This is a genomic window from Longimicrobium sp., assembly GCF_048594345.1.
In the GTDB taxonomy this organism is placed as follows: Bacteria; Gemmatimonadota; Gemmatimonadetes; order Longimicrobiales; family Longimicrobiaceae; genus Longimicrobium.
The window spans coordinates 1-11,901 of the sequence record NZ_JBMDXM010000118.1; the positions used below are offsets into that span (position 1 = coordinate 1).

The 11,901-nt window shown below is 67.8% G+C and carries 12 protein-coding genes; 6 read left to right on the forward strand and 6 right to left on the reverse strand.

The annotated features are described in order from the left end of the window. From ACOJUJ_RS13035 to ACOJUJ_RS13050, 4 genes are all read left to right on the forward strand, one after another. The coding region (locus ACOJUJ_RS13035; protein WP_420127318.1) for an acyl-CoA mutase large subunit family protein at positions 1–1,081 on the forward strand (1,081 nt) is incomplete at its 5' end. A gap of 13 nt (positions 1,082–1,094) precedes the next feature. Next, a complete protein-coding gene (locus tag ACOJUJ_RS13040) occupies positions 1,095–1,298 on the forward strand; it encodes a type II toxin-antitoxin system HicB family antitoxin (protein ID WP_420127319.1) in 204 nt (67 codons plus the stop codon). Then, complete coding sequence (locus tag ACOJUJ_RS13045) at positions 1,295–1,501, forward strand: type II toxin-antitoxin system HicA family toxin (RefSeq protein WP_420127320.1); 207 nt, start codon at positions 1,295–1,297, stop codon at positions 1,499–1,501. Before ACOJUJ_RS13040 ends, ACOJUJ_RS13045 begins: the two co-directional genes overlap by 4 nt. Before the next feature lie 265 nt (positions 1,502–1,766). Next, positions 1,767–2,198, forward strand: a complete 432-nt coding sequence (locus tag ACOJUJ_RS13050; protein ID WP_420127321.1) for a hypothetical protein — start codon at positions 1,767–1,769, stop codon at positions 2,196–2,198. 635 nt (positions 2,199–2,833) lie between these two features. Here ACOJUJ_RS13050 and ACOJUJ_RS13055 read toward each other — a convergent pair. Then, positions 2,834–4,174 carry an erythromycin esterase family protein gene (locus tag ACOJUJ_RS13055; RefSeq protein ID WP_420127322.1) on the reverse strand — a complete coding sequence of 447 codons (1,341 nt, stop codon included), beginning with the start codon at positions 4,172–4,174 and terminating at the stop codon, positions 2,834–2,836. A 248-nt stretch (positions 4,175–4,422) separates the two neighbouring features. Here ACOJUJ_RS13055 and ACOJUJ_RS13060 point away from each other — a divergent pair, with 248 nt between their 5' ends. Next, on the forward strand, positions 4,423–5,922 hold the full coding sequence (locus ACOJUJ_RS13060; RefSeq protein ID WP_420127323.1) for an acyl-CoA synthetase: 1,500 nt from the start codon (positions 4,423–4,425) through the stop codon (positions 5,920–5,922). Positions 5,923–6,536: 614 nt separating this feature from the next. Continuing rightward, a complete protein-coding gene (locus ACOJUJ_RS13065; protein WP_420127324.1) occupies positions 6,537–6,935 on the forward strand; it encodes a hypothetical protein in 399 nt (132 codons plus the stop codon). Between the two features lie 141 nt (positions 6,936–7,076). Here ACOJUJ_RS13065 and ACOJUJ_RS13070 read toward each other — a convergent pair whose 3' ends face one another. From ACOJUJ_RS13070 to ACOJUJ_RS13090, 5 genes are all read right to left on the reverse strand, one after another. Then, a complete protein-coding gene (locus ACOJUJ_RS13070) occupies positions 7,077–7,487 on the reverse strand; it encodes a hypothetical protein (RefSeq protein WP_420127325.1) in 411 nt (136 codons plus the stop codon). 54 nt (positions 7,488–7,541) lie between these two features. After that, entirely contained in the window at positions 7,542–7,847 is a 306-nt protein-coding gene (locus ACOJUJ_RS13075) for a hypothetical protein (RefSeq protein WP_420127326.1), read from the reverse strand. A gap of 271 nt (positions 7,848–8,118) precedes the next feature. Further along, a complete protein-coding gene (locus ACOJUJ_RS13080) occupies positions 8,119–9,306 on the reverse strand; it encodes a pyridoxal phosphate-dependent aminotransferase (protein WP_420127327.1) in 1,188 nt (395 codons plus the stop codon). A gap of 530 nt (positions 9,307–9,836) precedes the next feature. After that, positions 9,837–10,679, reverse strand: a complete 843-nt coding sequence (locus ACOJUJ_RS13085) for a polyphosphate kinase 2 family protein (protein WP_420127328.1) — start codon at positions 10,677–10,679, stop codon at positions 9,837–9,839. A gap of 117 nt (positions 10,680–10,796) precedes the next feature. After that, positions 10,797–11,901: amidase (locus ACOJUJ_RS13090; RefSeq protein ID WP_420127329.1), on the reverse strand; the 1,105-nt coding region annotated here is incomplete at its 5' end.

Below are 11,901 nucleotides of genomic sequence, written 5' to 3' on the forward strand. Positions count from 1 at the left end.
CAAGGAGTACATCGCCCAGAAGGAGTGGCTCTTCCCGCCCGAGCCCCACCTCAAGCTCATCGGCGACCTGATGGAGTACTGCGCGGACAAGATCCCGGCCTACAAGCCGCTCTCGGTCTCGGGCTACCACATCCGCGAGGCGGGATCGACCGCCGCGCAGGAGCTGGCCTACACGCTGGCCGACGGGTTCGGGTACGTCGAGCTCGGGCTGTCGCGCGGCCTGGACGTCGACGTGTTCGCGCCCGGGCTGTCGTTCTTGTTCGACGCCCACGTCGACTTCTTAGAGGAGATCGCCAAGTTCCGCGCCGCCCGCCGCATCTGGGCGCGCCACCTTCGCGAGGACTTCGGGTCGAAGAACCCCGAGAGCTGGCGGCTGCGCACGCACGCGCAGACGGCGGGGGTGACGCTCACGGCGCAGCAGCCGGAGAACAACATCGTGCGCGTGGCCTACCAGGCCATGGCGGCGGTGCTGGGCGGCACGCAGTCGCTGCACACCAACTCCATGGACGAGACGCTGGCGCTCCCCACGGAGCGCGCCGTGCAGATTGCCCTGCGCACGCAGCAGGTGCTGGCCTACGAGACGGGGGTGCCCAACACCATCGACCCGCTGGCCGGCAGCTACTACGTGGAGGCGCTCACGGACCAGATGGAGGCGCAGGCCGAGGCCATCTTTGCCGAGATCGACGCGCTGGGCGGCGTGGTTCCCGGGATCGAAGCGGGGTACTTCCAGCGCGAGATCGCCCGCAGCGCCTTTCGCCAGCAGCTGGAGATCGAGCGCGGCGAGCGGACCATCGTGGGCGTGAACGAGTTCACCGTCGAGGGCGAGGAGCTGCAGATCCCGCTGCTCAAGATCACCGAGGCGGCGGAACTGCGGCAGCGCGAGCGAATGGCCGCCATGCGCCAGCGCCGCGACCAGGCGCAGGTGGACGCCACGCTGGAGCGGCTCAAGCAGTCGGCGCGCACCACGGAGAACGTGATCCCCGCCATGCTGGACGCCGTGCGCGCCTACGCCACGCTGTACGAGATCCGCGCGGCCCTGGAAGAGGTCTTTGGCGCCTACCAGGAGCCCGTGTTCTTCTGATCCGGAGTTTGCGATGAAGCTGCGCGTCGTCGTCCACGAGGCCGAAGAGGGTGGATACTGGGCCGAGGTTCCCGCCATTCCCGGCTGTGCCACGCAAGGGGAAACGTTCGAAGAGCTGCTGAGCAACCTCTACGAAGCAGTGGAGGGCTGCCTGTCGGTCGAGGTCGATGAACCGGAGTCCGGCAGCGGGACCCGGGTGCTGGAGATCGCGGTGTGAGGTTGTTGACGGGCAAGGAACTCGGGCGGATTCTGGAGCAACATGGATGGGAGTTGGCCCGCGTTCATGGAAGCCACCACATCTACCGCCAGGAGGGCCGCCCGGAGCGCATCTCGGTACCGGTGCATGGAAGCAAGCCTTTGAAACGTGGTCTGCAGTCCAGCCTGCTCAAGATCGCCGGGATCGATCCGGAAAGTGTTTGAGCCGTGCCGTACCGGTTCAGATGTTCGGCGCCACCAGGAGCCCGTGTTCTTCTGATCGGCAGATAACGACGCGTGCGGCACCCTGGTTTGGATGAAGGCTTGGCGTGGGGCGCCGGGAACGGAGACTGGGAATGTGGCGAGGCCGGCGGATGCGCATCCTCCGGCCTCGCCGCCGTTCGGGCTCTGGGAAACTGTGCAGGCTCGGCGGCCGGTGGGCTGTCGCCGGGCGAATGGATGGATACGCATGAACCGGAAGATGCGACCCATGAAAAGCGCCGTTTTCGCCCTCCTTTGCGTTGTGGGCGTTGTCGCATGCGGCCCCGCTGCGCCGCCCGCGGCCGTCCCGCCGACCAGCGTCGGGGCGACACTGGACCAGCCGTTCGAGCTGGCGGTGGGCGGCAGCGCCGTCGTGGCTGGCGAGGCGCTGACCATCCGCTTTCAGGAGGTGCCCAGCGATTCGCGCTGCCCCACCGGTGTGCAGTGCGTGTGGGCCGGCAACGCCGTGGTTCGGGCAGTGTTCTCCAAGGACGGCAAAGGCTTCGGCGCCGAGCTGAACACCAATCTGGATCCAAAGTCGGTCGCCTATCTCACCTACCAGGTCGCGCTGGTGTCGCTTGCCCCGTACCCGAGCTCCACGACGCCCATCCCGCAGTCCCAGTACCGCGCTACCTTCGTGGTGACCAGGACCGCGCCGTAAATCCCAGACGCTCGAAGGTCGTGTAGTTGAAGCGGCCGGCGGCCCGGGATCTCTCCCAGGCCGCCGGCTTTTTCGTTTTCATCATCCCCGTCTGCCCATCCTGCCGCCCACCTCCATCCTGGAGTGTGCGGAGGGTTTTCCAGATCGCGCATCAGGTGGTGCGATCGACCTGCTCCGGTGCGCCTCGGACATTAGCCACCGATCTGCATCGTCTCGTAACGGCGAGCAAACCCGAGCGGATCATCCCCCCCGATGCCGCGCTGGCACCGGAGGAAGCCTCAACCTTGATGCGCGCCTTTTCGATGCCGGCAGCGTCGCGGAGATGGCGGGAATGGTGTTCCTCCCAAAAACGCGGATGGCCCCCTGCCGCATTCCATCTACCTCCCGTTCCCGACACCCTCACAAAAGATCCTGCCTCGTCGACTGCCCCACCTGCACCCGACACCTGGCAAATCCCGGCATCGCAAGCGCTGAGCAAACGCCACGTAAAACTCTGCTAACTCTGGTAACTCTGCGTGAGACCCATTTTTTTGTCGCACGCGGCTGCCTCGGCGGAAACGGCACGAGAAAACTCCGTTGACTCCGTTAACTCCGTGTGAGGCCCATTCTTTTGCGGACTCCGATGGGCCCGCGAATCAGCGGGACGCGTGGGTGCTGGGGGTCATCACGTGCGTGTAGATCATCCCGTCGAATACCTGTGCCCAGTTGCCGCGGTAGTAGATGTACCCGAACGGCCGCGCCTGCACGTCGCGCAGCCATTCGCCGTGCGCGGACGGGGCGCGAAAGTCCACGAATGCGTTCTGCAGCCCCGCCTGCGAAAAGTACGCTTCCATGGACTCCGCGAGCGGCGCCTCCAGCGTGGTGGGCGTGAGGTGGTAGGGCGCGTGCGTGCCCGTTCCCGCCGTGAAGCCGATGGTGTACATGTCGTCGCCCAGCACCGTGTGCGCCTGGGCGCCCATGCGCATGTTCCAGGTGTACCGGTATGGCTGCCCGCCGTTCAGTCTGGTCAGCTCGGCCACCCCGCGGGCGATGTGCGCGCTGGCCGCCCAGACGATGATCTTGCGGCCGGGGTAGTGCACGTTGGCCAGCCACACCACGTTGCGCCCCATCTGCGCGTCGCGCGCCTCCGACGCCTCCACGTTCGACTGGTTGGGGGGCGAGGCCCACGTGGCGCGCGCGTGCGCGTCCACGCCGGCCAGCACCTGCCTCCAGAACCGCGCCTCGCGGTCCGTCGGTGGGCGCGCGCCGGCGTCGGCGGCCAGGGCGGCCAGCAGGCGAAGGAGCCGCGCCTGCTCGGCCGCGGTGGGCTTGGTTTCGTAGTGCAGCGACGACGCCAGCTCGTGCAGCGTCTCCTTTGCCGCGGGCCACTCCGGGTCGTCCGGCACCGCCGAGCCGATGCGCCGCGCGAACTGCTCCGTCAGGACGTGCATGGAATCGCGGGCCAGGGTGCCGGAGAACTGGTTGTCGACCCCCGCCATCTCCAGCGGCCGCGCCGTGCCCAGGGTGCTCGTCACGTAGTCGAAGGTGGGGAGCACCTCCTCGCTGCGCATCCACAGGGCATAGATGGACCGCCTGGCGGCCTCGTGCACGTCTTCGCCCGCCTGCACGTGCCGCCACGCCTGCGCCAGGTCCCACATCCCGCTCTCCCACGCCAGCACGTCGAAGCCCATCTCCTGGTGCAGAAACGCCACCAGCCGCGCCTTGGCCAGGAACGTGGTCCCATCTCCGTGGGTCTGCTCGCCCAGCATCACCACCCGCGCGTCGCCAATGGCGGCCTTGAGCGGCTGCAGGTCGCTGAAGTCCCGATCGGCGATCGAGAGGGAGCGGATGGGGTGCGCGTTGGCCTGCAGCCACTCCGCCGGGGTCAGCGTTTCCGGCTCCGGCAACGGGTCCGGCGGCGTCGGAGGCTCGCATGCGCCCAGCATAAGCAGGAGCGCCGGCGCGGCAAGGCGGCGGAGGAGAAGGTCGCTCGGCATGGGCGTTCGATGTGGAGGGAGTGCGGCACAGGGGCAGATTGATTCCCGGCCGGGGCCCGGTTTGTTCCCTGCGCGATTCCGGTCAGGTGAATGGTCGCCCGATACGGAGGCCGTCCCGTACCCTTACGCCTCGGCGAACGTATCAGGCCGCTGAATCCGACGCAGGCCGGGAGCCGAGTGCGCGCGGTGCCGGGGCCGCTTACCTTGTCCGTAGCCGAGACCTCCACCCGCTTCCCCCGGCGCCGCCCATGAATTCGCCCCCCGCCGATCTTCCCCTCATCGCCCACGCCCGCGAGCACGCCGGGCGCACCGCAGTCGTTGCCGCGGAGGGAACGTTCACGTACGCGGATCTGCTGGATACGTCCGCGCGGGTGGCGGCCGCGCTGCTGCAGGGGAGGGAAGACCTGCGCGAGGCGCGGGTGGCGTTCCTGGCGCCGCCCGGGTGGGACTACGTGGCCGTGCAGTGGGGTGTGTGGCGCGCGGGCGGGATCGCGGTGCCGCTCGCCGTCTCGCACCCCCCCGCGGAGCTGGAGTACGTGGTGCAGGATGCGGACGCGGAGATCGTCGTCGCGCACCCCCAGTTCGCGGAGGCGCTGCGGCCGATCGCGGAGCGCAACGGAAGCCGCTTCCTGCTTACGGCGGACGCGCTGAAGGCGGAGCCGGGCCCGCTCCCCTCCATCGATCGGGCGCGGCGGGCGATGATCGTCTACACCAGCGGCACGACGGGTAAGCCCAAGGGGGCCGTCACCACGCATGCGGGCCTGGAGGCCCAGGTGACGGCGCTGGTGGAGGCGTGGGAGTGGACGGCGGACGACCGCATCCTGCTCGTCCTTCCGCTGCACCACGTGCACGGCATCGTCAACGTGCTCACCTGCGCGCTCTGGTCCGGCGCGGTCTGCGAGATCGTGCCGCGCTTCGACGCGGACGAGGTGTGGCGGGTGATCGAGAGCGGGCGGCTGACGCTGTTCATGGCCGTTCCCACCGTCTACGGCCGCCTGATCGCCGCCTACGATGGCGCGGACGAGGCGCGGCGCGAGCGGATGTCGGCGGGGTGCCGGCGGATGCGGCTGATGGTGAGCGGATCGGCCGCGCTCCCCGTGCAGACGCTGGAGCGCTGGCGGCAGATCAGCGGCCACGTGCTGCTGGAGCGGTACGGGATGACGGAGATCGGTATGGCGCTCAGCAACCCGCTGCACGGCGAGCGGCGCCCCGGCTTGGTGGGGATGCCGCTCCCCGGCGTACGCGCGCGGCTGGTGGACGAGGAGGGCGCGGAGGTGGAGCCCGGCACGCCGGGGGAGATCGAGATCGCCGGGCCGGGCGTGTTCCTGGAGTACTGGCGCCGCCCCGACGCCACCGCCCAGGCGTTCCGCGACGGCTGGTTCCGCACCGGCGACGTGGCGGTGGTGGAGGATGGATATCACCGCATCCTGGGCCGCCGCAGCGTCGACATCATCAAGACCGGCGGCTACAAGGTCTCCGCGCTGGAGATCGAAGAGGTGCTGCGCACGCACCCGCTGATCGGCGAGTGCGCCGTGGTGGGGGTGCTGGACGAGCAGTGGGGCGAGCGCGTCTGCGCGGCCGTGGAGGTGCCGGAGGATGCGGGTTTCACGCTACAGGCGCTGCAGGAGTGGGCGCGCGAGCACCTGGCCCCCTACAAGCTCCCCCGTGACCTGCGCCGCGTCGACGCCCTCCCCCGCAACGCCATGGGCAAGGTGATAAAGCCCGAGGTGGCGAAGCTGTTCGTTTGACCACTTTGGGCCACGGGTGGCGTGTTCGGAGTGTCCATTGTGCTCCGAGCGTCGGCTGTACATAGTGGACTCCTTCGATCTTGTTGCCGCCTCCTTTACAAGGGAGGCGGTTTCGCTTACAATAGGACTGAGTCCAATGAATGGTGGGATGGGCGGGGCGGGTTACCTGGGCCTGCTGTCGATCTGGCGCAGTTCCAGGCAGAGGTCCGGCAGGAAAACTTCCATGTCTACATAACGCGTGCGCTCCAGATCATAAAGAAACTTTGGCGGTGTGACAGGCTGGAGGCTCGCGAGTATGCCAAGCGCGCGGTGCTCTCACTCCAGCAGGGAGATTATGCGCACACCCTGAAGACGGAAGGTGGGCAGTTGCACGACGTTTACGGCAAGCTGATCGACGAAGAAGGGTGGTACCTGAAGATCGAGATTCACATACGCGATGGGCAGCCGGGAATCGTCTCTTGCCACCCGGCTGAGTACGATCTCGTAACGAGTTCGGGGGTGGTCCCCCGCTCTACAAGGAAAAGGTTCCAATGATGGACAGCGCGAGCGACGGCCGCGCATGTGGCGGATGCGGGATGGGTATGCTCCGGCCTACCAACGTAGCGGGAATGGTGATGGACCATCGCGACGATCCCAACGTGCGGATTCGTGATGATCTTATCCTTCCAGTGTGCGACGTGTGCGGAGACATGGCCCTTGACCTGGCTCATACGAAAGCATTGGACGCCGCACTGGAGCGGGCTTACCGGCGCAAGCGGCTGCGGCAGCAGCGGGCGCTGATCAACGATCTGCGCCGCACGGGGCTCACGCAGGTGCAGATCGAGCGGTTCGCCAACCTGTCGCCCGGCTACGTTTCGAAGCTGCGCCAGGGGAAGCTCGCTTCCGGCGCCACGTTCCGCCTTCTTTACCTGCTGCACGCATTTCCGGATGAGGCGCTCCGCGCGGTCAGCCGGCTGGATCCACGGTTGAACGATGCACGGGCTCGAGTAAATTCCGCAGTCGCCGCAGACTGAGCAGATCGGATCACAGCTTACAAAATGACGCAGATGCGCGAAGAGAAAATCCTCGCTCATCTGCGTCTTTTGTTGAGTGCGTCCGCTTCGTGCCCGCGAAGCCGGCGCCATCCACCGAAAGAAGCGACATGCGGCCGCGCGCTACTCCAGGTTCTCGCCGTTGCGCTGAAAGGTGTACGCATACCCGGCCGGAACCCGCAGCGTAAGCTGGCCGCCTTCCAGGGTATAGGCCAGGGGGATCGGGTCAGAGCCGTCCTCCATCTGCAGGAACAGCGTGTCACCTTCCACGCGGTACCTCCCCGTCGTCTGCCGGTGCTCAATCTGGGTGGGGTCCGCCATGCTGGTCCGCAGCGCGAACGTGTAGCCGCCGTTTTCCTCGAACAGGATGGTGGCGGCGTGCACGGTGACGTTGTTCTCGTCCGGCGACGGCGCGGGGAGCGCCCGGCCCTCCAGGTGCGTAAGCGTATACACGCCCATCACCTGGGCCGCGGCCGGCACCGACGCCAGCATGGTGGCGACGGCGGCAAGCAGAAGCAGGTTGATCCAGCGCATGGTGATCTCGGGTTGGAGTGTGGAAAGCTGGGCTGGCGCGAACGCGGCGGTGCGTCAGCCCCCGGGGATAAAGCGGGAGCGTGCGATCAGCAGCGCTGCCTCGGCCTCGCCGGGGGAGGGCTGATCCTCCCGCAGCGCCTGCGCCGCGGCTTCCAGGCTTTCGTGCATCTGGTTGCGGATGGGATCGGGGATGCCGGCCAGGTTCAGCGTGCGCCACTCCTGCGACTCCAGCGCCGCGCGCGCGTCGTTGATGCGCCCGTCCCGCAGATCGATCAGCACCCGGTCGATCCACTCCACCAGGTGCGCCGATCCCCGCGAACCGGGGAATATGTCTTCGCCATCCGCCGCTGCGCCGTTCATCCGTCCCCCGATTCAGAAGTACAGTCCGCCAGGACCAAATTCGTAATACCAACCATCAATTCAGGCTGATCGCGGCCCGATCCGGTGATTTCCGGTAGCGGACGCGCAGGCGCCTGGAACGCCGCACACCCCCAGGCCGCCGAGTCCGCGCGGGCGGACTTTGCGAATTTTCAGCGGCGAATTCATTCGCTCCTGGGGCGGACGGCACGTTGCCGGATCAGAATCGCATCAATCATCAGGCGCCCTGACGAGGCCGGTCACGTATCGCCGCTTACGAAAGCTTCGCCAGACGATCGACGGCGGCCAGCAGCGTCTCGTCCTTTTTGCAGAAGCAGAAGCGCACCTGCTGCGCCCCGTCTTCCGGACGGTGGTAGAAGCTGCTTCCGGGCACGCACGACACGCCAACCTCTTTCACCAGGTGCATGGCAAAGTCCACGTCGTTCGCGAAGCCGAAGCCGCTGATGTCCGTCATCACGTAGTACGCCCCCTCCGGCCGCGTAACGCCGAAGCCCGCTTTTTCCACCGCCGGCAGAAACAGGTCCAGCCGCGCCTGGTAGTCCGCGCGCAGCTTGTCGTAGTACTCCGGCGGCAGTGACAGCGCGAAGGCGCCGGCCGCCTGCAGCGGCGCGGCGGCGCCCACCGTAAGAAAGTCGTGCACCTTGCGGATGGCGGCGGTGATGTGCGGCGGCGCGATCGCGTACCCCACCCGCCACCCGGTCACCGAATACGTCTTGGACATGGAGTTGATGACGACGGTGCGCTCGCGCATCCCCTCCAGCTGCGCCATGCAGACGTGCTTTGCCGGCGTGCCGTCGGCGTGCGAGTAGAGGATGTGCTCGTAGATCTCGTCGGTGATGCACAGCGCGTCGTGCTCGCGGCACAGTCCGGCGATGAACTCCATCTCCTCGCGGGTGAACACCTTGCCCACGGGGTTGTTGGGGTTGCAGAGGATGATGGCCTTGGTGCGCTCCGTGAACGCCGCGCGCAACTCGTCCGGATCGAAGCTCCAGGTGGGCGCGTGCAGCTTTACGTACACGGGCTTCGCGCCGGAAAGGATGGCGTCGGGCGCGTAGTTTTCGTAGAACGGCTCAAAGATCACCACCTCTTCGCCGGGATCTACCGTGGCCATCAGCGTGGCGATCATGGCCTCGGTGCTGCCGCAGGTCACGGTGACCTCGCGCTCAGGGTCGATCTCCAGCCCCAGGTGCCACGCCGTCTTTCGGGCCAGCGCTTCGCGAAAGTCGCGTGCGCCCCAGGTGATGGCGTACTGGTTCACGTCGCTGGCGATGGCGTCGATGGCCGCCTGCTTGATGGCCTCGGGCGCGCCAAAGTCGGGGAACCCCTGCGCCAGGTTCACCGCGCCGTACTTCATGGCCTGCCGCGTCATCTCGCGGATCACCGACTCCGTGAACCGGCTCGCCTTTTCGGATACGCTGGACCTGCGGGACACCGTGGTCATGGGGGATATCGGTCGGTCGGATGGAGAATTGCGCGAAACGGAATGGCAATCTACGCGGCGGGCCTGCGGAAATCGAACTCACGACGCGAGGAAGGGGGTAGCCGCTGGTTCGGTGGCTCGGCGACAGGCATCGAACTGGCGTCCGACGGGGGTGCCCCTCCCCCGGCCCCTCCCCGTTCGTTCCTCACGGAGAGGGGAGGCGGCGCCGCTGGGTTCAGTGGCTCGACGAACGGGATCGAACTGCGTCCGCGGGGGGCCCCCCCTCTCCCGGCCTCTCCCCCCCGAACTGCAGGGGGGAGAGGAGAACTTCGATTGCGCTCCGACAGCCGGTCGGGCGCGATCAACCTCCCCCGGCAGTTTCGGGGGAGGTGGGCCGGTGGTGCCGGCCCGGAGGGGGCGCTCCGGACCGTCCGAAGCGGCTCGATCGCCACCCCACAGTCAACCTCCCCCGGCAGTTTCGGGGGTGGGCGAGTGGTGCTCGCCCGGAGGGGGCGTGCTCCCAGACCGTCCGAAGCGCTTCGATCCCCTGACTACTCCGCCTTTTCCTCGAGCAGCTTACGGTAGGCGGCCAGTTCGGCCAGCTTGGCCTGGCTCAGGTCTTCCAGCGCGGCGCGCCAGTCGTCGCGGTAGCCGCGCAGCGTCTCTACCAGCGCCTCGGTGATGGCCAGGTTGCGGAACCACTTGCGGTCGGCGGGGACCACGTACCAGGGCGCGGCCTCGGTGCTGCACCGGCTTAGCGCGTCCTCGTACGCTTCCTGGTAGGCATCCCACTTTTCCCGCTCGCGCCAGTCGCCGGCGGAAAGCTTCCACGCCTTGCCCACCTCTTCCTCGCGCTCGTGCAGCCGCTCCGCCTGCTCCTTTTTGCTGATGTGCAGAAAGAACTTGACGATGATGGTGCCGCTGTCCGCCAGCATCGCCTCAAAGTGGTTGATGTGCTCGTAGCGCGCCTGCCACACCGGTTCCGGCACCAGCCCGTGCACGCGCACCACCAGCACGTCCTCGTAGTGCGAGCGGTTGAAGACGCCGAAGATTCCCTTGCCCGGCGTGACCTTGTGCACGCGCCACAGAAAGTCGTGCGCAAGCTCCTCGTCGGTGGGCACCTTGAACGATTCCACGCGCACACCCTGCGGATTCAGGTTGTGCATCACGCTGCGGATGGCGCCGTCCTTTCCGCTGGTGTCCATCCCCTGCAGCACCATCAGCACGCTGTGGGTGCCGGCCGCGTGCAATTCTTCCTGCAGCGCGTCCAGCTCCGCGTTCAGCTCGGCGAAGCGCTTCTGTCCCGCTTCCTTGTCCAGCCCGCCCGACTCCGCCGGGTCGTGGTCCTTCAGGCGCACGCGGGTGCCGGGCTGGATGCGGGCTGCGTAGGGCATGCGGGCTTTTCTCCTGTGGATGGATGCGCGTCCGCCGCGCGTGGTGTGTTTCGGTGGATGACGATCGATGCCGTGCGAAACGCGTCGTGTTCGCGGGTGCAGCCTATTCCCTATTCCCTATTCCCTATTCCCTATTCCCTGAAGGATGGGCGGACGGGGAAGCGGCCGCAGACGCTGCACGATTCCCGCCGTGGCGAGCGCGCGTTCCTCGCCCTGCGGCGGCGCCACGATCTGCATCCCTACCGGCATGCCGTCGGAATCCAGCCCCGCGGGGACGGAGGCCACCGGCAGCCCCGTCATGCTCAGCACAAAGGTGGGGGCGATCCAGTCCACGTACGTTGCCATCTCGCGCCCGGCCACCGTGCGGGGAAAGTTCTCCTCCACCGGGAACGGGGGGACAGCCATGGTGGGCGTCAGCAACTGGTCGTAGCGGCGGAACAGGTCGCGGAACTGCTCCCAGATGCGCTTGCGCGTGACCTCCGCCTCCGCCAGTTCGACCGGCGTGACCTTGAGCCCCGCGCGGACGTTGTTGGCCACGTTCACGCCGAACTCGTCCACCTTGTCCAGGTGCGGATAGAGCTGTGAGACGAACCAGTGCCCGCGCAGCGCCAGGAACGGCTTGCGCGCGTAGGAAAGGTCCAGCTCGATCTCCTCCACCGTCGCCCCCGCTTCGCGCAGCGCGAACGCCGCCTCGCGGCACACCCGCTCCACGTCCGGGTCGATGCCGATGGCCGCGATGTCGCGGCACCAGGCGAAGCGCCTGCCCCGTACGTCCGCCGTGCGCACCGCCGCCGCGAAGTCGCGCCCCGCGATGGGCTGGGCGAGCGGCGTGTACTCGCCGGGCCCCGCGACGGACTGCAGGCCGAGCGCCACGTCTTCCGCCGTGCGCCCCATCACCCCCGTAACCTGCACCGGGTCCCACGCGTACTCCTGCGGCCACGTCGGAACCAGGCCGACGGACGGGCGCAATCCCACGACCCCGCAGAAGGATGCGGGGATGCGCAGCGAGCCGCCCAGGTCCGTCCCCTGCGCCAGCCCGAACATCCCCGTCGCCAGGCCGGCCGCGCCGCCCCCCGTGCTGCCCCCAGGGCTGCGGTCCGGGTTCCACGGGTTGCGCGTGACACCGAACACCGCGTTGAAGGTGTTGCCCCCCGCCGCGAACTCCGGCGTGTTGGTCTTGCCCAGGATCACGGCGCCCGCCGCGCGCAGCCGCCGCACCACG